The 19,844-nt window shown below is 58.2% G+C and carries 21 protein-coding genes; 16 read left to right on the forward strand and 5 right to left on the reverse strand.

Annotated features, from left to right (window positions below):
* The first annotated feature begins 74 nt into the window (after positions 1-74).
* The 4 genes from ribB to ACEN2J_RS12150 all read left to right on the forward strand — a co-directional run bounded on the left by ribB (position 75) and on the right by ACEN2J_RS12150 (position 2,564).
* Positions 75-1,172, forward strand: coding sequence for a 3,4-dihydroxy-2-butanone-4-phosphate synthase (gene ribB, locus ACEN2J_RS12135; protein ID WP_442106157.1), 1,098 nt, complete (start codon positions 75-77; stop codon positions 1,170-1,172).
* 3 nt (positions 1,173-1,175) lie between these two features.
* On the forward strand, positions 1,176-1,697 hold the full coding sequence (locus tag ACEN2J_RS12140; protein ID WP_442106158.1) for a 6,7-dimethyl-8-ribityllumazine synthase: 522 nt from the start codon (positions 1,176-1,178) through the stop codon (positions 1,695-1,697).
* 35 nt (positions 1,698-1,732) lie between these two features.
* Positions 1,733-2,170 (forward strand): transcription antitermination factor NusB, encoded by a 438-nt coding sequence (gene nusB, locus ACEN2J_RS12145; protein WP_442106160.1) that lies wholly within the window; start codon positions 1,733-1,735, stop codon positions 2,168-2,170.
* Between the two features lie 70 nt (positions 2,171-2,240).
* A complete protein-coding gene (locus ACEN2J_RS12150) occupies positions 2,241-2,564 on the forward strand; it encodes a hypothetical protein (RefSeq protein WP_442106162.1) in 324 nt (107 codons plus the stop codon).
* Between the two features lie 350 nt (positions 2,565-2,914).
* Here ACEN2J_RS12150 and ACEN2J_RS12155 read toward each other — a convergent pair whose 3' ends face one another.
* Both ACEN2J_RS12155 and tldD read right to left on the reverse strand, forming a co-directional pair.
* Positions 2,915-3,328 (reverse strand): hypothetical protein, encoded by a 414-nt coding sequence (locus ACEN2J_RS12155; RefSeq protein WP_442106163.1) that lies wholly within the window; start codon positions 3,326-3,328, stop codon positions 2,915-2,917.
* Entirely contained in the window at positions 3,325-4,746 is a 1,422-nt protein-coding gene (tldD, locus tag ACEN2J_RS12160) for a metalloprotease TldD (protein ID WP_442106165.1), read from the reverse strand. The genes ACEN2J_RS12155 and tldD overlap by 4 nt, the downstream gene beginning before the upstream one ends.
* A 172-nt stretch (positions 4,747-4,918) precedes the next feature.
* Between tldD and coxB the strand changes: the two genes are divergently transcribed.
* The 10 genes from coxB to ACEN2J_RS12210 all read left to right on the forward strand — a co-directional run bounded on the left by coxB (position 4,919) and on the right by ACEN2J_RS12210 (position 13,897).
* On the forward strand, positions 4,919-5,797 hold the full coding sequence (gene coxB / locus ACEN2J_RS12165; RefSeq protein WP_442106166.1) for a cytochrome c oxidase subunit II: 879 nt from the start codon (positions 4,919-4,921) through the stop codon (positions 5,795-5,797).
* Positions 5,798-5,881: 84 nt separating this feature from the next.
* Positions 5,882-6,814 (forward strand): heme o synthase, encoded by a 933-nt coding sequence (cyoE, locus tag ACEN2J_RS12170; RefSeq protein ID WP_442106168.1) that lies wholly within the window; start codon positions 5,882-5,884, stop codon positions 6,812-6,814.
* Between the two features lies 1 nt (position 6,815).
* The gene (locus tag ACEN2J_RS12175; protein WP_442106170.1) at positions 6,816-6,998 is read left to right on the forward strand and encodes a hypothetical protein; all 183 of its coding nucleotides are present in this window, start codon (positions 6,816-6,818) and stop codon (positions 6,996-6,998) included.
* Positions 6,995-7,567, forward strand: coding sequence for a cytochrome c oxidase assembly protein (locus tag ACEN2J_RS12180; RefSeq protein ID WP_442106171.1), 573 nt, complete (start codon positions 6,995-6,997; stop codon positions 7,565-7,567). Before ACEN2J_RS12175 ends, ACEN2J_RS12180 begins: the two co-directional genes overlap by 4 nt.
* A gap of 53 nt (positions 7,568-7,620) precedes the next feature.
* The gene (locus ACEN2J_RS12185; protein ID WP_442106172.1) at positions 7,621-8,424 is read left to right on the forward strand and encodes a cytochrome c oxidase subunit 3; all 804 of its coding nucleotides are present in this window, start codon (positions 7,621-7,623) and stop codon (positions 8,422-8,424) included.
* Between the two features lie 81 nt (positions 8,425-8,505).
* The gene (locus ACEN2J_RS12190) at positions 8,506-9,177 is read left to right on the forward strand and encodes an SURF1 family protein (RefSeq protein ID WP_442106174.1); all 672 of its coding nucleotides are present in this window, start codon (positions 8,506-8,508) and stop codon (positions 9,175-9,177) included.
* A gap of 12 nt (positions 9,178-9,189) precedes the next feature.
* On the forward strand, positions 9,190-10,575 hold the full coding sequence (gene thrC, locus ACEN2J_RS12195) for a threonine synthase (protein ID WP_442106176.1): 1,386 nt from the start codon (positions 9,190-9,192) through the stop codon (positions 10,573-10,575).
* Positions 10,572-11,831 (forward strand): M16 family metallopeptidase, encoded by a 1,260-nt coding sequence (locus tag ACEN2J_RS12200; RefSeq protein ID WP_442106177.1) that lies wholly within the window; start codon positions 10,572-10,574, stop codon positions 11,829-11,831. Before thrC ends, ACEN2J_RS12200 begins: the two co-directional genes overlap by 4 nt.
* A complete protein-coding gene (locus ACEN2J_RS12205; RefSeq protein WP_442106178.1) occupies positions 11,831-12,418 on the forward strand; it encodes a GNAT family N-acetyltransferase in 588 nt (195 codons plus the stop codon). Before ACEN2J_RS12200 ends, ACEN2J_RS12205 begins: the two co-directional genes overlap by 1 nt.
* A 60-nt stretch (positions 12,419-12,478) precedes the next feature.
* The gene (locus tag ACEN2J_RS12210) at positions 12,479-13,897 is read left to right on the forward strand and encodes an FAD-binding oxidoreductase (RefSeq protein WP_442106179.1); all 1,419 of its coding nucleotides are present in this window, start codon (positions 12,479-12,481) and stop codon (positions 13,895-13,897) included.
* A 402-nt stretch (positions 13,898-14,299) separates the two neighbouring features.
* Here ACEN2J_RS12210 and ACEN2J_RS12215 read toward each other — a convergent pair whose 3' ends face one another.
* Entirely contained in the window at positions 14,300-15,160 is an 861-nt protein-coding gene (locus tag ACEN2J_RS12215) for an S-methyl-5'-thioadenosine phosphorylase (protein ID WP_442106180.1), read from the reverse strand.
* A gap of 157 nt (positions 15,161-15,317) precedes the next feature.
* Between ACEN2J_RS12215 and ACEN2J_RS12220 the strand changes: the two genes are divergently transcribed.
* Positions 15,318-15,827 (forward strand): GNAT family N-acetyltransferase, encoded by a 510-nt coding sequence (locus ACEN2J_RS12220; RefSeq protein ID WP_442106212.1) that lies wholly within the window; start codon positions 15,318-15,320, stop codon positions 15,825-15,827.
* Between the two features lie 274 nt (positions 15,828-16,101).
* Positions 16,102-16,767, forward strand: coding sequence for an EcsC family protein (locus ACEN2J_RS12225; protein WP_442106181.1), 666 nt, complete (start codon positions 16,102-16,104; stop codon positions 16,765-16,767).
* Between the two features lie 3 nt (positions 16,768-16,770).
* Here the strand turns inward: ACEN2J_RS12225 and ACEN2J_RS12230 are convergent, their stop codons facing one another.
* Entirely contained in the window at positions 16,771-18,063 is a 1,293-nt protein-coding gene (locus tag ACEN2J_RS12230; RefSeq protein WP_442106183.1) for a sigma-54-dependent transcriptional regulator, read from the reverse strand.
* The gene (locus tag ACEN2J_RS12235) at positions 18,060-19,811 is read right to left on the reverse strand and encodes a sensor histidine kinase (RefSeq protein WP_442106184.1); all 1,752 of its coding nucleotides are present in this window, start codon (positions 19,809-19,811) and stop codon (positions 18,060-18,062) included. The genes ACEN2J_RS12230 and ACEN2J_RS12235 overlap by 4 nt, the downstream gene beginning before the upstream one ends.
* Positions 19,812-19,844 lie beyond the last annotated feature (33 nt).

Here is a 19,844-nt window from a genome sequence, read left to right on the forward strand (position 1 = left end):
TTGTGCACGCGCTGCCTCTGGCATTCATCGCAAAGGCGCGGTATGGGCTGGGTGATACATGCGCGAGGCAAAAGATGACTGATACCGAATATTCCAAAGACATCTCGTCAATCGAAGAGATTATTGAAGACGCCCGCGCTGGCCGCATGTTCATTTTGGTGGACCATGAGGATCGCGAAAATGAAGGCGATTTGGTGATCCCCGCGCAGAAATGCTCGGCGCAGGCGGTGAACTTTATGGCCACCCACGGGCGCGGGCTGATTTGCTTGACGCTGACCGAAGACCGGATTGACGCACTGGGCCTGACTTTGATGAGTCCGAAAAACTCGAGCCGCCATGAAACCGCCTTTACCACCTCGATTGAGGCGCGCGATGGCGTGTCGACCGGTATTTCGGCAGCAGACCGCGCGCTGACCGTGGCCGTGGCGATTGACCCTGCCAAAGGCCCGCAGGATATTGCAACGCCCGGCCATGTATTTCCACTTCGCGCCCGCAATGGTGGCGTGCTGGTGCGTGCAGGCCATACCGAGGCCGCGGTTGATGTCTCGCGGCTTGCGGGCCTCGACCCGTCGGGCGTGATTTGTGAGATTATGAATGACGATGGCACGATGGCGCGTCTGCCCGATTTGATCGGTTTTGCCAAAAAGCATCAGCTGAAAATTGGCACGATTTCCGATCTGATCGCCTATCGTCGCCGCAATGATAACCTTGTGCGTGTCAGCTCGGAAACCACTGTGACGTCTGAATTTGGTGGCGAGTGGGTGATGCGGGTTTACACCGACGATACCGAAGGCGCCGAGCATATCGTGCTGATTAAAGGCGATATTTCCACAGGCCAAGTTTTGGTGCGGATGCACACGATGGACCCGCTGCTGGATGTAGTCGGCCTTGGCCCTGTTGGCCGGACGGGCGAGTTTGGCGATGCCATGCGCTTGATCGCGGCCGAGGGGCGTGGGGTATTGGTGCTATTGCGTGATCTGCATTCGAAAATGGTATCCGATGCCGAGGCTAGCCCGCAAATTCTGCGTCAATACGGCCTTGGCGCGCAGATTTTGTCCAGCCTTGGGATTAAGGATTTGGTCTTGTTGACCAATTCGCCCCGTCCAAAAGTTGTGGGCCTTGATGCCTACGGCCTGACCATCACCGGCACCCGTGCCATTCCGAAAGCGTAAAATATGGCCTCTAGTGAAACCCATTACACGCTGCCGCTGCCTACATTTGAAAAGCCGGTAAAGCTGTTGATCGTGGTCGCCCCCTATTACCGCGCGATTGCTGATCAGTTGATCGCAGGCGCCAGCAAAACGGCCAAGGATTGTGGCGCCGATTTTGAAATCATCGAAGTACCTGGCGCGCTTGAGGTGCCAACCGTGGTGGCTATGGCCGAACGTCAAAGCAACTTTGACGGCTATGTAGCACTCGGCTGTATTATCCGTGGTGAAACAACGCATTACGATACGGTTTGCAATGACAGCAGCCGCGCTTTGTCGCTTTTGGGCCTGCAGGGTGCCTGCATCGGCAATGGCATTCTGACTGTGGAAAACATGGCGCAGGCCCAAGCCCGCGCCAATCCTGATGACCAAAACAAAGGAGGCGGTGCTGCCGCCGCCGCCCTTCACCTGATCGCCTTGTCGCGCCGCTGGTCCAGCGCCCGCAAAGGCATCGGTTTCCGCCCGTCCGAGGATAGCTTTCGCGCATGACCAAGCCTGACCCAAAAAGAGACCTGAAGAGACAAATGAAATCTGCCGCGCGTTTGTATGCCGTGCAGGCTTTGTTTCAAATGGAAAGCTCCAGTCAAACGGTTGAGGCCGTTCAGTGGGAGTTTGAAAACCACCGTTTTGGTGCCGTCTACGATGGCGATGAGATGGCCGAGGGCGATGTGACCCATTTTCGCGCCTTGGTGAACCATGCCGTGAACCGGCAGGCCAAAATTGACCAGATGACCGACCGCGCCTTGGTGGCAAAATGGCCGATCGACCGCATCGACCCTGTTCTGCGCGCGTTGTTTCGGGCCGCGGGTGCCGAGCTGGTTGAAATGCCGACGCCGCCCAAGGTGGTGATCACAGAATTTGTGGATGTCGCCAAGGCGTTCTTCCCCGAAGGCAAAGAGTCCAAATTCGTGAACGCCGTGCTCGATCACATGGCGCATGAGGCCAAGCCCGAGGCTTTCTAGCCGCGACAATAAGGCTTGTGGAATTGCAGGCCCTTCATGCTAGATTAGATCTAACATGAAGGGGGCTGCCATGCCAAAACTGATCCGTCTCTATATCGTAAACGTTGCAATCGGCTTTGCCTTGGCACTGGCCTTTGTATCCACACTCATCTTTTTCGATGTCGCAAACCTTCGGCATTTGGTGATGAAAACCGAAATGGGCTGGCTGGCCTTTATAATGATGGTGGTTTTCAACGGCATCGTTTTCGCCGGCGTACAGTTTGCCTATGCGGTGATGTCGTTGGCGGCGCCTGATGATGGCCCGAAAGGTGGCAAGAAACAGGGCGTCACGGCGCAGCTTACCCCCGTTCATGTCGGCGCACATCAACATCATGTCGGGGCAAAAAAGCGGTGAAAGTGGCGGGAACCGCAGCAGCCGTGTTCGCGTGAATTTCCCGAGAGCCTGAGTTTTCAGGTGGTCGCCAGATACTTGGACCAGGATCCAAACAGAGCCAGCTCCCTCGGAGTTGCTTATGGGCCACTGGAAATGTGCTATCACGAACCGAGCAGAACCCGCCGTCCCTACAGATAGGCTTGATCGCCCCACATATCAAGGGCCAGCCTCATCCCAAACCAAACGCAATTGGTGCAAAACCCTCGCGCAAAAGCAGAGCTATCTTATACGGGCGCTCTCGCTTTCTGTTCGGTGAAAATATCCTCAGGGGGGGAATTGCCGTAAGGCAAGGGGGGGCAGAATGCCCCCCGCTACTGCGGCGACAAGCTCAGTTTTCGGCCCAATAGGGCCCGCAAAGCCAGCAAAGCCACCACACCAAAGGGCAATGCCGCCGGGGTATCAACCAACCCGCCTGCAACGGCGCCCACAACCAGTCCAACCAACACCGCACTTGCCCAGCCAAACCAGCCGTCGCGCAGCAAGAACCAGATCAATGGCAAGGCCAGCAGCCAGCCCACCCATGAAAACAGCGGCGAAAATACCAGCAAGTATACCATACCAAATAGAGTTAGCTGCACCTCTGCAGGCACCACGCTTTTGCTGGCCATGAGCACCGCCGCCAGCATCCAGCCCATCACACAGGGCGCTCCCCACAGCACGGCCATGCTGCCTAACACCACAGATTTGGGCACGGGCCGCTGTGGTGACGAGCGCAGCAGCGTCAAGTGGCCGAGCCACCAACGGTAAGGCCGCCGATCAGCAAGGTCGGCTGGCCTACGCCCACGGGCACCCATTGGCCTGCTTTGCCGCAATTGCCGATGCCGGGGTCCATTGCCATATCATTGCCGATAGCGCGGATTTTTTGCAACGCGGTCGCGCCATCCCCGATCAACGTGGCCCCTTTGACCGGCGCGCCGATTTTGCCGTTTTGGACACGGTAAGCCTCGGTGCAGGAAAACACGAATTTGCCGTTGGTGATATCAACCTGCCCGCCGCCAAAGCCCACGGCATAGATGCCGTCTTTCAGGCTTGCCACAATCTCTTCGGGCGGGGTGGTGCCGCCCAGCATATAGGTGTTGGTCATGCGCGGCATCGGAATATGCGCATGGCTTTCGCGGCGACCGTTGCCAGTAGGGGCGACGCCCATCAGCCGCGCGTTCTGGCGATCTTGCATATAGCCGACCAGCCTGCCGTCCTCGATCAACACGTTGCGCTGTGACGGCGTGCCTTCGTCATCAAAGCTGATGCTGCCTCGGCGGTCGGGGATGGTCCCGTCATCCAGAACCGTAACCCCTTTGGCGGCGATTTGTTGGCCCATCAGGCCCGCAAAGGCCGATGTTTTCTTGCGGTTAAAGTCGCCTTCAAGCCCGTGACCAATGGCCTCATGCAGCAAAATGCCGGGCCAGCCCGCGCTAAGCGCCACATCCATGATGCCCGCAGGCGCAGGAACGGCGTCAAGGTTTACCAGCGCAATGCGCAGCGCCTCACGCGCAAGGGCCTGCCAATGCGCAGGCTCCATCAGGCGGGCAAGGCCGTAGCGTCCCCCGCCGCCCATGCCACCCGATTCGCGACGGCCATTTTGCTCAACGATGACCGAGATATTCAGCCGTGCCATGGGGCGGATATCAGACAGGCGCAGCCCTTCGGGGCGCAGGATTTCAACCTCTTGCAGGCCTGCCGCAAGGGTGGCCGAGACTTGAATGATGCGCGGGTCAAGCGCACGGGTATAGGCGTCAATTTCGCGCAGGATGTCTATTTTTCCTGCAAACGTTGCATCGGCCATCGGGTCGGCATCGGTATACAGCTTTTGATTCGTACCTTTGGGGGCATCGGCCAGCGTGCCGCCGCCATCGCCCACGGCCAAACGGGCGGTATCCATAGCGCGCTTCAGGGCTGATTCGGAAATTTCGGTCGAATGGGCGTAGCCCGCCACCTCACCGCGCACGGCGCGCAGGCCAAACCCCTCAGAGGCGTCGTAGCTGGCGGTTTTTACGCGGCCATCATCCAAAACGATGGCCTCCGAGCGCTTTCGTTCAAGAAAAAGCTCGCCGTCATCGGCACCGTGGGTGGCTTGGCGGAGCAAATCGAGAGCTTTGGCCTCATCGAGATGCGACTCAAAGGGGCGGAAAGGGGCGTCTGTCATAGGAAAGTCCTTGATTTACATCAAACGGCGTCGCTATGCCGCAATGGTTTCTCTTGTTGTTACGGCCTTAATATGGTTTCACCAACAGTAGAAACAACGGGATTCTGCCTAAGAGTCGGGCAAACCTAAAAATGCAGGCTATAAAGAGCCGCGTAACGAACGGGATATGCATATGCGCATGATGACAGGTCTTTCCGGCATTGCCGCGAGTTTTGGAACAGTGATGACGGCCGGTATGGCCGTGGCACAAGAGGGCGGCTTGGTTGGCAAGCCCGTACCCGGGGGCACCGGATTTCAGGTTGCCGCGACAGAGCTGGCGCGGGATGTGCACAGCCTTGACCACTTTTTGCTGGTGATTATTGGTGTCATCACTTTGTTTGTCACGGTGTTGCTGCTGTATATCGCATTCCGTTACCACCAAAAGCGCAACAAGGTCCCTGCGACATTCACCCATAACAGCCCGTTGGAAATTGCATGGACGATTGTTCCGATTGTGATTTTGGTGTTCATCGGCGCGTTCTCGTTGCCCGTGCTGTTTAAGCAGCAGGAAATTCCGGCGGCAGATGTGACGGTCAAAGTAACTGGCAACCAGTGGTACTGGAGCTATGAATACCCTGATGAAGGCGTTACCTTTGACAGCTTCCTGATCGGTGACGGCAAGGTTATGAACGCCGATGTTGAGGCTGAGCTGAAAGCTGCGGGCTATTCCAAGGATGAGTTCTTGTTGGCCACAGATACCGCGATGGTAATTCCTGTGAACAAGACGATCGTTGTGCAGTTGACCGGTGCTGACGTTATCCACGCTTGGATGGTTCCGGCGTTTGGCGTACAATCTTCGGCAGTTCCTGGCCGTTTGAACCACCTCTGGTTCAAGGCCGACCAAATCGGCACATATTTTGGCCAGTGCACCACGCTGTGCGGCAAGGACCATGCCTATATGCCGATTACGGTAAAGGTGGTTTCGGAAGCCGATTACGCAGCTTGGCTGGCTGAAGAAAAGACAGCGAGCCTTGGTGGTGTTGCCGCCGTGAAAGTGGCTTCGTCTAACTAAAAACAATGGGAAGGGGCTAATGGCCCTTTCCTTTTTCGTGTTGGGGCTATGGCCCTGTAGATACGCTACCAAAGGGCTGTGACCATGCAGGATGCACACATAATTGACCAAACGGGAGAGGCGGGGTTCGGCGATTATATCGCGCTGCTGAAGCCGCGCGTGATGTCACTGGTGGTGTTCACTGCGATGGTTGGTGTCTTGGTGGCGCCGGGGCCAGTGCATCCGTTTATCGCGATGACCTCGATCTTGTTTATTGCGTTGGGGGCAGGGGCCTCTGGTGCGCTGAACATGTGGTGGGATGCCGATATTGACGTGATTATGAAGCGCACGGCCAAGCGGCCTATTCCGGCGGGCAAGGTCCAGCCGGGTGAGGCGCTTGGGTTTGGCATGGCGCTGTCGGGTATCGCGGTAGTGATGCTGGCACTGGCCGCAAACCTGCTGGCGGCCGCGCTTCTGGCCTTTACGATTTTCTTTTACGCTGTCGTCTACTCGATGTGGCTGAAACGCTCGACCCCGCAGAATATCGTGATTGGCGGGGCGGCGGGTGCCTTTCCCCCCATGATCGGCTGGGTTGCCGTCACGGGGCATGTCTCGATTGAAGCGGTGTTGATGTTCATGTTGATTTTCATGTGGACGCCTCCGCATTTCTGGGCGCTGGCCCTGTTTATGAACGAAGATTACAGCAAGGCCGGTGTGCCGATGCTAACGGTGACGCATGGCAAAAAGGTCACGCGTAACCATATCTTGGTGTACACGATCGCGCTGGTGCCGTTTGCAATCGGTGCTGGGTTTACCTCGATTGGGGGGCCAGTGTATCTGGCGGTGTCGGCTGTTCTGAACGCAGGCTTCCTGTGGGGCGCATGGCGAATTTGGAAACGCGACGAAGTACAGGCCGAGGCAGATAACTATGCGGTTGAAAAGCAGGTTTTCAAATTCTCGCTATTGTATTTGTTCTTGCATTTTGGCGCATTCTTGGCCGAGGCCGCGTTGAAACCTTATGGGCTGGGAGGCTGGTAAAATGGCATTCAATGTTGAACACGAGCTGCACAAACGCCGTCTCGGTCGCAATGTAGGCTTGGGTATTGTGTTGATGGCGTTTGTTGCGCTGGTTTTCGGCCTTACGGTTGTTAAGGTTGTGAATATGGGCAAGGTCGAGGCCGTGCCTGCCGCTGAAATCACTGTACCGGTGGCCAAGCCATGACACCTATCCAAAAAACTGCCGCACAGCTTAGCTTTGTTGCTGTCTTGATGGTGTCGTTGTCCTTTGCCTCGGTGCCGTTTTACAACTGGTTTTGCAAGGTGACGGGCTTTGCCGGCACCACTTCGGTGGCAAGCCAAGGGTCGGAGGTTATCCTCGACCGCACGATGAAAATCCGGTTTGACGCCTCATTGGAGCGCGGGATGCCGTGGGAATTCAAGCCCATGCAAAACACCATGGATGTGCGCATCGGCGAAACCGGCTTGGCGTTTTATGAGGCCTATAATCCGACCGATCATGCGGTTGCGGGACAAGCCAGCTATAACGTCACCCCCGATACGGCGGGCGGCTATTTCACCAAAATCGCCTGTTTTTGCTTTACCATGCAGGTGCTGCAACCCGGTGAGCGCGTGCAAATGCCTGTGACCTTTTTCGTAGACCCCGAGATCGTGAAGGATATCGAGGGTAAATATGTTCATGAAATCACCCTATCCTATACATTTCATGAGGCAGAATTGCCGGTGGAAGAGCAAGCAGCCCTTGCCCCGACCGCCCCCAAGATCGTAAACTAAGAAAAACCGACCTGCGCAAAGCGCGGCGTACCTAAAACGAGGGAACGACAACCATGGCCCACGCCAAGAACCACGACTACCACATTCTGCCGCCATCTATCTGGCCATTCATGGGCGCTGTCGGCGCGTTTATCATGCTGTTTGGCGCGGTGCTTTGGATGCACGGCACCTCCGGCCCTTGGATGGGGCTGATCGGCTTTGCGATGGTGCTGTATGTTATGTTTGCGTGGTGGTCCGAGGTGGTGCATGAAGCCATCATCGGCGACCATACGCCCGTTGTGCGGATTGGCCTGCGCTATGGTTTCATCATGTTCATCATGTCCGAGGTCATGTTCTTTGCGGCTTGGTTCTGGTCGTTTTTCAAACATGCGATGTACCCGATGGGCCCATTGTCACCTGCTGTTGATGGTGTTTGGCCACCAGCCGGGATCGAAACCTTTGACCCTTGGCACCTGCCGCTGATCAACACTTTGATTTTGCTGTGCTCTGGTGCAGCTGCGACTTGGGCGCACCACGCTTTGGTCGAAGAAAACAACCGTAAAGACATCAAAAGCGGTCTAATCTTGGCTGTTGCCTTGGGCGCATTCTTTACCGTGCTGCAAGCCTATGAATACAGTCACGCGGCCTTTGGGTTTGCGGGCAATATTTATGGCGCCAACTTCTTTATGGCGACGGGCTTTCATGGCTTCCATGTTTTGATCGGTACGATCTTTTTGTTGGTCTGCTTGATCCGCGTTTACAAAGGCCACTTTACGCCGGAGCAGCACGTCGGGTTTGAGGCGGCTGCTTGGTACTGGCACTTTGTTGATGTGGTGTGGCTGTTCTTGTTTGCTTCGATCTACGTTTGGGGCCAATAAGCCCTAAGTGATGGGCAAGAAAATAGGGGCGCGGGCCGAAAGGGCCGCGCCTTTGGCATTAAGGCGAATGGGGCAGTTTTGATGATACGGCGGATGATAGGGCCATTGCTGTTTGGCGCCTTTGGAATCGCGGTTCTGGTGTCGCTGGGCGTGTGGCAGTTGCAGCGCCTTGCGTGGAAAGAGACGGTTCTGGCTGAGATTGACGCGCGCATAGGCGCGGCACCGGTAGGTTTGCCAGCTGCCCCTGATGTTGCGGTGGATAAGTATTTGCCAGTACTGGTTTCAGGCGCGTTAACCGGCGAAGAGTTGGACGTTTTGGTCAGCCGCAAGGAAATCGGTGCAGGCTACCGTGTGATTTCTGTGTTCGAGACTGATACCGGGCGGCGTGTGCTGGTGGATCGTGGGTTCTTGGTGGATGATGCGCGCGGGCTGCCGCGTGAGGCGCGGGCGCTGGAGGTTGAGGGCAATCTAGTTTGGCCAGATGAGGTGGACGGCTATACACCTGCGCCGGATGCCAAGACGGGGGTTTGGTTTGCCCGCGATATTCCCGCGATGGCGGTGGCGTTAAAGGCCGAACCGCTGCTTATCGTTGCGAAATCCGAGACAGGTGACGGGATTGAGCCGATGCCGGTGGACAGCTCGGCGATTACGAATGATCATTTAAACTATGCAATCACATGGTTTTCGCTTGCGCTTGTCTGGGCGGGGATGACAGGCCTGCTGCTGTGGCGTATCAGGCGGAACGTGGAATAGGGAGGCATTGCGATGCAGTATATCTCAACCCGGGGGCAGGCCCCTATTTTAAGCTTTTCGGAAGCCATGATGACCGGGCTTGCGCGCGATGGTGGCCTGTATGTGCCGGAAACCGTGCCAGTGATGGCGGCGGAAGATATCGCGGCACTGGCGGGGCAGCCCTATGAAGAGGTGGCCTTTCGGGTAATGTGGCCGTTTTTGGGCGACACCTTTGCCGAGGATGAGTTTCGGGGGCTGATCGCCAAGGCCTATGCCGGTTTCGGCCATGACGCGCGCGCGCCTTTGGTGCAGCTTGGCCCGAACCACTTTTTGCTAGAGCTGTTTCACGGCCCGACCTTGGCGTTCAAAGATTTCGCTATGCAATTAATCGGCCAGATGATGCAGGCCGCTTTGGCCAAATCGGGCGAGCGGATTACGATTGTCGGCGCGACAAGCGGCGATACCGGCTCTGCCGCGATGGAGGCATTTCGCGGGTTGTCCAACGTGGATGTGTTTATCCTTTATCCGCATGGTCGGGTGTCCGAGGTGCAGCGACGCCAAATGACGACACCGTCCGAGGCGAATGTGCGGGCCATTGCGATGGATGGCGATTTTGATGATTGTCAGGCGCGCGTTAAGGATATGTTCAACGATTTGCCGTTCCGTGATGGGGTGCGCCTTGCTGGCGTGAACAGCATCAACTGGGCGCGGGTACTGGCGCAGGTTGTGTATTATTTTAGTTCTGCTGTCAGCTTGGGTGCGCCGCATCGTAAGGTCAGCTTTACGGTCCCAACGGGGAACTTTGGCGATATTTTCGCGGGCTATATCGCGCGCCAGATGGGCCTGCCGATTGAGCAGCTGGTGATTGCGACGAACCAGAATGATATTCTAGACCGCGCGATGAAAACGGGCGCGTATAAGACGGACGGGGTAAAGCCGTCGATCAGCCCGTCGATGGATATTCAGGTCTCGTCGAACTTTGAACGGGTGCTGTTTGATGCTTACGGGCGTGACGGGGCCGCTGTTTCGGCCCTAATGGCCGAGTTGAAGGCTGGCGGGTTTACGATTTCGCAAGGCGCGCTGCAGATGCTACGTGAGCAGTTTACTTCGGGCCGTTGTGATGAGGATGAAACCCGCGCCACGATCCGCAGTGCCTTTGCCCAGACGGGCGAGCTGCTGTGCCCGCATTCGGCGGTCGGTGTGAAAGTGGCGGCCGAACATTTGGGCAGCGTGCCGATGATTACGCTTGCCACAGCGCATCCGGCGAAATTCCCCGATGCGGTTGAGGCGGCGATGGGCACACGGCCCGCCCTGCCTGAACGGATGGCCGACCTGTTTGACCGTGATGAGCGTGTGACCCGCTTGCCCAATGATCTTGCCGCGCTTCAGGCGCATATTCACGAAGGGATTGCCAATTGAACAGCCGTGTAACGACCCTGCCAAACGGTTTTCGTATTGTCTCTGAGGCGATGCCGGGGCTGCAATCTGCGAGTGTCGGGATTTGGATTACTGCGGGTGGGCGGCATGAGCGGGCCGAGCAGAACGGCATTGCGCATTTTCTGGAACATATGGCATTTAAAGGCACTGAAAAACGCTCTTCCTTGCGGATTGCCGAGGAAATTGAAGATGTTGGCGGGTTTATCAACGCCTATACATCCCGCGAGATGACGGCCTATTACGCGCGGGTGTTAAAGGATGATGTGGCGTTGGCGCTGGATGTCATCGGCGATATCGTGCTGAATCCGGTCTTTGACCCCAAAGAAATTGAGATCGAACGCCATGTGATTTTGCAAGAAATCGGGCAAGCACTGGATACGCCGGATGATATCGTTTTCGACTGGCTGCAAGAAGCGTGCTACCCCGACCAGCCGTTTGGCCGCACGATTTTGGGGCCAGCCGAACGGGTTTCCAACTTTAGCCGCACTGATTTGACCGGCTTTGTCGCCGAGCATTACAGCCCCGACCGGATGATCCTTTCGGCTGCGGGCGCGGTGGACCATGACGCGATTGTCGCCCAAGCCGAGGCGCTGTTTGGCGACCGCAAGGCCGTGGGCGGCGGGTTGATCCAACCTGCGCAGTTCAAGGGTGCCGAACGGCGTGAGAATAAAGCCCTAGAGCAGGTGCATTTTGCGCTGGCCTTTGATGCGCCGGGGTATCGCTCGCCCGATGTTTACATCGCGCAGATCTATGCGATGGCGCTGGGGGGCGGCATGTCGAGCCGGTTGTTCCAAAAGGTCCGTGAAGAGCGCGGGCTGTGCTATTCGATTTTCGCGCAATCGGGCGCCTATGAGGATGCTGGGCAGATCACGATTTACGCCGGCACTTCGGAGGAAGAAATCGGTGATTTGACCGCGATCACATTGGCCGAATTGAAACGCGCCAGCAGCGATATGAGCGAGGCCGAGGTGGCGCGCGCGCGGGTGCAGCTAAAAGCCGGTTTGTTGATGGGGCTGGAAAGCCCGTCAAGCCGCGCCGAACGTCTTGCGCGGTTGTTGGCGATTTGGGGGCGGGTGCCTACCCCCGAGGAAGCCGTTGAAAAGATTGACGCCGTGACCACCGTTGACGTGCGCCGCTATGCGGGCGAAATGATCGAGGCGGATGTGGCCTTGGCGCTCTATGGCCCTGTTGGCAAAGCGCCGGGCCTAGAGGAGATCAAGCGCGGGCTTGCCCTCTGATGTTCAGCTTTCGACGCAAGGTTCACATTGAAACAGAGCGGATGACTCTGCGTTTGCCCACCCATGGTGATTGGAATAGCTGGTCTGAACTAAGGGCTGAAAGTGCTGCGTTTTTAACCCCTTGGGAGCCAGATTGGGCGCATGACCACTTGTCGCGCCGGTCGTTTACCAACCGTGTTTACTGGGCTGCACGGGCGCAAGCCCAAGGGACGGCCTTGCCGATGTTACTGGAACGCCGCGCAGATGGCGCACTTTTGGGCGCAATCACGTTGGATAATATTCGTCGCGGGCCGTCGCAGGCTGCGACGATCGGCTATTGGATTGGCCAGCCTTTTGCACGTCGCGGGTATATGCGTGAGGCGCTTTTGGCGATGGTGCATCATGCCTTTACCCATTTGGACCTAAGCCGGGTCGAGGCCGCTTGCCTGCCTGAAAACGGTGCTTCGCGTGCCGTCTTGGAGAAGACGGGTTTTAAATATGAGGGCGTGGCGCAAAGCTATCTGCAAATTTCTGGGCGGTGGCGGACCCATGTGCTTTATGCCAATTTGCGCAATGACCGGCGTGGACGCACGACTGCGGGGCTGTAGGCGGGCCTATTGCCTGCGGGGTTTTTCCTGCGCTATCAATGGGCAACACAGGAGGCCGTGATGCTGAACCCCGCTGATGCTGCATTTTTGGACGTGCTTGCCGGGCTTTTGCCCGAGGGTGCGATTGGACCGATCGAGCCGCGCTATTTGTCCGATCCACGCGGTCGTATGGGCGGGCATGCGGGCGGTGTGGCGCGTCCGCGAACTGTTGAAGAGGTATCGACGATCATCAAAGCGTGCAACGCGGCACGCGTTGGCGTGGTGCCATTTGGCGGCGGTACCGGTTTGGTGCTGGGGCAGGTGATGGGCGAGGGGCCGTTGCCCTTGGTTCTGTCGCTGGAAAGGATGCGCGCTGTCCGCGGCGTGCATGCCGCCGAGAACGTGATTGTGGTTGAGGCTGGCGCAACCTTGGCCGAAGTGCAGGCCGCAGCCGAGGGCGTGGGGCGGCTGTTTCCGCTGTCGCTGGCTAGTCAGGGCACGGCGCGAATCGGTGGAAATTTGTCAACCAATGCTGGCGGTGTGAACGTGCTGCGCTATGGCAACACGCGCGATTTGTGCTTGGGGTTAGAAGCGGTGTTGCCGGATGGAAGTATCTGGCATGGGCTAAAACGGCTGCGCAAAGATAACACTGGCTATGATTTGCGCAACCTGTTGGTTGGGGCCGAAGGGACGTTGGGGGTAATTACCGCCGCGAGCCTGAAGCTGGCGCCAATTCCCGCAGCAATGGGCACGGCTGTGATGGTGGTGCCAAGCCCTGCGGCGGCGCTTGATCTGCTGGCACTCGCGCAGGCGCGGTTGGGGGGGCTGGTCTCGGCCTTTGAGCTGATCAGCGGGATGGGCTTGGCCTTTCTGGCTGAAAAGATGCCCGAGCAGCGCCAACCTTTTGATATGGCACCGGAATGGATGGTCCTAATCGATGTGGGCCTGCCCGATGGGTTGAACCCTGACGTGGCGCTGGAGGGTTTGTTCGAGGCAGGGCTAGAGGCCGGTTTGGTGCAAGACGGTGTGATCGCGCAGTCGCAAGCGCAGAGGGCCGATTTCTGGGCTGTGCGCGAAAATATACCCGAAGCAAACCGTCGCATTGGGTCGGTATCTAGCCATGATATCGCGCTGCCGTTAGGAGAAATTGCAGGTTTTATTGCTGCTGCAGGCCCCGAACTGGCCAAGATCGGGGAGTGGCGGATCAATTGTTTTGGGCATTTGGGCGATGGTAACTTGCACTACAATGTTTTCCCTCCAGTAGGCCAAACCCGCGAGCCGTATTTGGGCAGTGCCAAAGCCATAAAAGCCATAGTGCATGACATGGTGCATGCGCGTGATGGCTCGGTCAGTGCCGAACATGGCATTGGTCGGCTGAAGGTGGATGACTTGGAAAAATATGGAGATCCGGCAAAACTGGCTGCGATGCGAGCGATCAAAGCAGCGCTAGACCCGAATGGAATTATGAACCCCGGCGCTGTTTTGCGGGCGATTGGCTGATTTCGGCAGTGATGTGTCCGCGGGCATTTACAGCTAGAGGGGCGTCCCAAAAGCACCCCAAATTTTGCGGTGAAAAATTTTGGCCCGTGGCCTGCGCAAATAAATGCCCCGCCGGGGTGTACCGGCGGGGCTGGGGTTAGGGGTAAGTGGTCACGTGTTTTGCAAGCAGCGACCGGTTCCCCGGTTCCTTTGTTCTAATGCGATTCCGTTACCAAAAGGTTACCAGTTTCTGCATATTTCCAGCCGAAAGAACAAAGTGTACGCCCGTCCACGCCCATTTTCGCACATGTATTCTGCTCTCCATGCTTGCGGCTCGACATGAAATCCGTGGACCCTGAGGGGGCTGCGCACAGCCAAGGACGACTCCGCGCCTCGGTGTTGGTCATACTTGCAGCTTATTAGTCAAAGAACGCGACCGGCGACAGCATCAAGCTTGGCCAACAGGTCTGGCTCGCGGGCGGATGGTGCGGTCATTATTGCGTTGTCCAGTGCGCGATCGCAGCCATACGGGCATGGCGCACGCGCGGCACCAAGCAAGGCGGGAAGGCCTGCGATCATTGTTTTGGCTTGGCCGGAGTTGGTGGTCAGCGTGGCGATAACTTGCGCGACATCGACCGCGCCGTGGCCTTCGTGCCAGCAATCATAATCGGTAACCATCGCCACGCTGGCATAGCACAGCTCAGCCTCGCGGGCGAGTTTCGCCTCGGGCATGTTGGTCATGCCGATCACGTCTGCGCCCCAAGCACGGTAAAGCTTTGATTCGGCGAGGGTGGAAAACTGCGGTCCCTCCATCGCCAGATAGGTGCCGCCTTGGTGGACGCGCACGCCAAACGCAGCCTCGGCACAGGCCGCAGACAGGCGCGGGCAAGTGGGGTGCCCCACGGACACATGCGCCACGCAACCAGTTCCAAAGAAAGACTTTTCGCGCGCAAAGGTGCGGTCGATAAATTGATCGACGATCACGAAATCACCGGGCGCATAGTCTACGCGCAGCGACCCGCAGGCAGAAACGGAGATAATGTCGGTGCAGCCCAAGCGCTTGAGCGCGTCAATATTGGCGCGGTAGGGAACGTCTGTGGGCGACAGCCGATGCCCGCGCCCGTGGCGTGGTAAAAACGCGATTGGCACGCCGTTCAGCCGACCCACCAAAACGTGATCCGAGGGCTGGCCCCAAGGCGTTTTAACCTTGACCCAAGATGCCCCTTCCAGCCCGTCTATTTCATAGAGGCCAGAGCCGCCGATGACGCCGATCATTGTTTTCATCTTATTAACCTTGGCTGGCTAAACTGCTTTGATCTATCAGGTTAGTCGTCAAGTGGCGGGGGGGAAAGGGCAAAAACGGGTTGCGAAACACAAAGGATTAGGGTTTGCATACAAAGCCCCAAAGCTGTTTTGGGACCTAGGGCGGAGGGTGCAGGTTTTGTACCGGCTGGAACAAGAGACCAAGGCGGATTGGTGGGAGGTCGAGGGCCTTTACGATTTATGCTTTGCGCCGGGGCGGACGGCGCTGTCATCGTACCGGTTGCGCGACGGTGTGCCGACGATTGCAGAATTATGCCTTGTGCTGCGCGATGCCGAGGGTGTTTTGGCGGCAGCTATTCGGTTTTGGCCGGCTTTGGTCGGTGGGCGGGAGATATTGCTTTTGGGCCCGGTTGCGGTGCACCCAACGCGGCAAGGCGAAGGGCTGGGGGCGTTGTTGATGACCGAAAGCTTGGAGCGGGCGGGGCGCTTGGGCTTTGCGCGGGTGCTTTTGGTCGGAGATGCACCCTATTATCAGCGGTTTGGCTTTGCCAAGTTGCAGGGGGTGGTGATGCCGCCGCCGACCAATCCTGACCGCGTGTTGGGGGTGGAACTGGTGGATGGCGCATGGGATGGCGTCACAGGCGAGGTGACGCGTGCCTTAGTCCGTTCGGCCGACTCTAGTGCATGAACCAGTGCTTTCTTTCGTTTGACTGAACAAGTTCGTCCAAACTTCGCAGGACGAACCAGCATAATAAGGGTGTTCAACGCAAAGCAAGGCCGGAACGCAACCTGATTTCGGCAACAAGGCATGTTACGTCTGACTTGTTTTGCCAACGGCGCAGTATTACTTATCAACTATGGAGCAAGACGTCATTTACCCTGTGCCCAGTCAAACATCCCCTGATCCAGGGCTTGAAATTGCTTTGCTTGCAGCACGGCAGCGGCGAGCAAACGGGCCGCTTATGCGGATTATCAACAAGTTTGGCGGCCAAATCGAAGGCCAGTTGGCGCATCTGCCGGATGGGGCGCGGCGTCAGATTGAACGCATTACAACCGAGGCGCTGACCCGTGCGGTAACTGTTGCGGGGCATGGGCGGCATGCGCCCGATTTTGGCCCGCGCGGGGCTCCGGCTTTGGCAGCCTTTACCGGCGCTATGGGCGGTGCCGGTGGGCTTGTGACGGCGCTGGCCGAATTGCCGGTTACGATCACCGTGATTTTGCACGCTATTTTGCGCGCAGCCGAGGCTGAAGGTTTTGATACCAGCCTGCCCGAAGTGCGGGCCGAGGCCTTGCGCGTGCTGCTGGCGGGCGGCCCGATGGACTATGATGACGGTATTAATACCTCATTCATCGGGGCACGGATTGCGCTGTCTGGCCCTGCCTTGCAAAAGTTGCTTGCAAAAATCGCGCCCAAGTTTGCCGCAGTGTTAAGCCAGAAACTGGCGGCGCAGGCCGTCCCTGTTTTGGGCGCGGTCACTGGGGCGGCGCTGAATGCAGCCTTTCTGACTCATTACCGCGAGCTGGCGCATATCCGGTTTGGCCTGTTGCGGCTGACGGTTTTACACGGGGCCGAGCCGGTGCGGATGGCGTTTGAAAAGGAACTGACGGCGCTGACAATTACCAAATAAAGGTTAACCTTTGATGCCATAACGGGCCATTTTGTCGGCCAATGTGCGGCGCGGGATGCCAAGCGATTGCGCAGCCCGCTCGACCGATTGGTTGAAACGGTCGAGGGCGGCGGCGATTTCGCGGGCTTCATAGGCGGCCACGCGCTCGGGCAGGGTTTCGGCTTGGGCGTTTTGTGGCAATGAAGGACCAAGCCCCAGAGCCAAGCGTTCGGCAGCGGTTTTCAGCTCTCGGATATTTCCCGGCCAATCGTGGCGTTGTAAATCGCGGCGCAGTGAGATGCTGATATCGGGCGCGGTGCGGCCATAGAGGCGGGCCGCGAGTGTGGCGTAATGGGCGAAAATCAGAGCAATATCTGGCCCAAGCCCGCGCAGCGGCGGCAAGTGTAGCTCGGCGCCATTGAGGCGATAGAACAGATCGGCGCGAAAGCGGCCTTCGGTAATGGCTTGGCGCAGATCGGTTTTGGCGGTGGTAATGATGCGCAGATCCAGCGGGCGCAGCTGGTTTTCGCCCAGTCGCTCAACTTGGCGTTCCTGTAGCGCGCGCAACAGCTTGGCCTGCACGGGCAGAGGCATGGCCTCGATTTCATCAAGCACAAGCGTGCCGCCATTCGCAGATTCCAGCTTTCCCGGCTTTTCCAACGCCCCCGGAAAGGCGGCGGCGGCGTGGCCAAACACCTCAAATTCAAACAAAGATTCGGGCAGGGCGGCGCAGTTTAGGGCAACATAAGGGCCTGTGGTGCGGGGGCTGGCGGTGTGGAGAATGCGGGCGCAAAGCTCTTTTCCCGTGCCGGTTTCGCCCGTAAGGATCACATCGACATTCAGTGGTGCAAGGGCGGACAGCTGGTCACGCAGCGCGACAAGGGCGGCGTTTTCGCCAAGGATCGTATCGGCTTGCTGGGCCAGCTCGGTTTGCAAGCGCGCGAGTTCGGCCCGCGTGGCCTGCGCGCGCAAGGTGCGGTTCAGCACCGACAGCAGGTGCTGGGCATCATAGGGTTTTTCCAGAAAATCCTCGGCACCGGCTTGGATAGCCTTAACCGCTGCCGCGACATCGCCGTGGCCGGTCAGCATAATCACAGGTATGTCGGCGGCCATATCGGTGACAGCCTCGGTCAGGGCCATACCATCCATACCGGGCATGCGCAGATCGGTCAGAATGGCTTTCGGCGGGTTTTTTCTTGCTGCTTCAATAGCGTGCTCGGCCTGCAAAAATCCGGTGGCGGTATGGCCGCCCACCTCGATCAGATCGCACAAGGCGGCGAGGTGGTCTGCATCATCATCGACAACAAAAACGGTCATGCGGGGCCTGTGGTTTGCGGGGTGGGCAGGGTTATGGTGACGGTGGTGCCAATGCCTATGGCCGAGGCGATTTCGATTTCGCCGCCAAATTCTTGCACGATGGCCTGCGAGATGGAAAGACCAAGCCCTAGGCCCTCGCCGGTGATTTTTGTGGAAAAGAACGGTTCGGCCACGCGCGGCAGGTCGGCTGCGGCGATGCCTGTGCCGGAATCTGTGACGCGAATTGTGGTGGTCGTGACGGTCTGTTCTGCGGTGATGGTGATTTGGGCCGCGGGTTGGCCTTCGACCGCATCGAGCGCGTTGAGCAGAAGGTTGACGAGAACTTGCTCCATCCGGATGGCGCCCGCGCGGATGAAAAGCGGCTGATCGGGCAGGATGAAGGCCGGCGCAATGCCGATAGATTTGGCGCGGGGGGCGATAAGTTCAAGAGCGTTTTCAACAGTTTGTGAAACGTCGATGAGGGCAAGCTCGCCGTGTTCCTTGCGGCTGAAGCTTTTGAGGTGCTTGGTCGTGCGTTGCATACGGCGGATCAGGCCACGGGCGGTGGCGATGCGGGTTTGGGTTTTTTCTTGGCCCAAAGGAAGGGCGATTTCAGCAGCCCCAAGTGTCGCTTCCATCGCCGCAAGCGGTTGGCTGATTTCATGTACAATCGCGGCAGACATCCGGCCAAGGGCGGCCATTTTTTCGGAATGGATCAGGCCTTCTTGGGCGGCGCGCAATTCGGCTTCGGTTTGGCGACGGGCCTGCACCTCATGTGCAAGGTCGCGGGTGCGTTCATTCACCCGCACCTCAAGCAGCGCATTCTGGCGCAGGCGCAGGGCCACAAGCTGACGGCGTTGATGCGCTATTTTGGCCAGCCCCGTGGCGAGCAGGGCCAAAAGGGCGGCGCCAAACGCCGACAGGGTGGCCGTGGTGGTGACCGGTGCAAGGGGGGCGCCGGTGAGCAAAGTCCAGCCGTCATCGGTCAGCGGACGGGTCCGGATGAGTACGGGGCCTTGGGCCGAAATGGCACGGTCCGGAGCGGTCAGAATGGCCTGCGAGGGGGCGAGATCGACGCCATCATAGGTGCGCGATGCGCGGATACGGGCAAGGGTTTCGCTACCTAGCGGGAGGGTCGGGCGATAGAGCCACTCGGGCGCGCCTGACAGAAACGCGACGCCATCTTGATCGGTGATCGCCATAGACAGCCCCGCGCGCGACCATGTGGCCTGAAGCGGGGTCAGGTCTACTTTGACCACTAAAGCGCCTGTTCCAGACCCGTAGTTGACTGGGCTGGAGAGGAAGTAACCCGGCAGGCCCGTGGTCACGCCGATAGCGTAGAAACGGCCATGTTCGCCTTGCATCGCCGATTGGAAATAGGGGCGAAAGCTGTAGTTTTTGCCGACAAGGCTTTGGTCTGTATCATAATTTGAAGCGGCGATGGTGGTGCCATCAGACCCCATCAAAAACAGTTGTGCGGCCCCTGACATCTGGCCAACTTTGGCCAGATAGCGGTTGGCTATGGCTTGGTTGGCGGGGTCTTGCGGTGTGGCAAGGGCTGCAAGGATGCGGGCATCTTGGGCCGCGATTCCGGGGAGCGAGCCAAAGCGTGCGATCTCGGTTTCGACAGCGCGGGCCGTGAGAATCAAGGATTGGTCGAGTTGGACGCGCAGGGCGGCCTCACTCGCGCGGTGGGTAAAGTGATAGGTGAGTAGTGCTGCGCAGAGTGCAAGGGTGATGGCGGCGAGTAGGGTGCGCCGTCCGGTCAATTTAGGGCCCGGTAGTATGAGGCCTGTCGCCTT

It is taken from the genome of Pseudorhodobacter sp. W20_MBD10_FR17 (genome assembly GCF_052119765.1).
Lineage (GTDB): Bacteria > Pseudomonadota > Alphaproteobacteria > Rhodobacterales > Rhodobacteraceae > Pseudorhodobacter.

Excerpts from the sequence above, each read along its gene's own strand:
- ribB (WP_442106157.1), top strand. The coding sequence starts at position 75 with ATGACTGATACCGAATATTCCAAAGACATCTCGTCAATCGAAGAGATT.
- ACEN2J_RS12140 (WP_442106158.1), top strand. The coding sequence starts at position 1,176 with ATGGCCTCTAGTGAAACCCATTACACGCTGCCGCTGCCTACATTTGAA.
- nusB (WP_442106160.1), top strand. The coding sequence starts at position 1,733 with ATGAAATCTGCCGCGCGTTTGTATGCCGTGCAGGCTTTGTTTCAAATG.
- ACEN2J_RS12150 (WP_442106162.1), top strand. The coding sequence starts at position 2,241 with ATGCCAAAACTGATCCGTCTCTATATCGTAAACGTTGCAATCGGCTTT.
- tldD (WP_442106165.1), bottom strand. The coding sequence starts at position 4,746 with ATGACAGACGCCCCTTTCCGCCCCTTTGAGTCGCATCTCGATGAGGCC.
- coxB (WP_442106166.1), top strand. The coding sequence starts at position 4,919 with ATGCGCATGATGACAGGTCTTTCCGGCATTGCCGCGAGTTTTGGAACA.
- cyoE (WP_442106168.1), top strand. The coding sequence starts at position 5,882 with ATGCAGGATGCACACATAATTGACCAAACGGGAGAGGCGGGGTTCGGC.
- ACEN2J_RS12175 (WP_442106170.1), top strand. The coding sequence starts at position 6,816 with ATGGCATTCAATGTTGAACACGAGCTGCACAAACGCCGTCTCGGTCGC.
- ACEN2J_RS12180 (WP_442106171.1), top strand. The coding sequence starts at position 6,995 with ATGACACCTATCCAAAAAACTGCCGCACAGCTTAGCTTTGTTGCTGTC.
- ACEN2J_RS12185 (WP_442106172.1), top strand. The coding sequence starts at position 7,621 with ATGGCCCACGCCAAGAACCACGACTACCACATTCTGCCGCCATCTATC.
- ACEN2J_RS12190 (WP_442106174.1), top strand. The coding sequence starts at position 8,506 with ATGATACGGCGGATGATAGGGCCATTGCTGTTTGGCGCCTTTGGAATC.
- thrC (WP_442106176.1), top strand. The coding sequence starts at position 9,190 with ATGCAGTATATCTCAACCCGGGGGCAGGCCCCTATTTTAAGCTTTTCG.
- ACEN2J_RS12205 (WP_442106178.1), top strand. The coding sequence starts at position 11,831 with ATGTTCAGCTTTCGACGCAAGGTTCACATTGAAACAGAGCGGATGACT.
- ACEN2J_RS12210 (WP_442106179.1), top strand. The coding sequence starts at position 12,479 with ATGCTGAACCCCGCTGATGCTGCATTTTTGGACGTGCTTGCCGGGCTT.
- ACEN2J_RS12215 (WP_442106180.1), bottom strand. The coding sequence starts at position 15,160 with ATGAAAACAATGATCGGCGTCATCGGCGGCTCTGGCCTCTATGAAATA.
- ACEN2J_RS12225 (WP_442106181.1), top strand. The coding sequence starts at position 16,102 with ATGCGGATTATCAACAAGTTTGGCGGCCAAATCGAAGGCCAGTTGGCG.
- ACEN2J_RS12230 (WP_442106183.1), bottom strand. The coding sequence starts at position 18,063 with ATGACCGTTTTTGTTGTCGATGATGATGCAGACCACCTCGCCGCCTTG.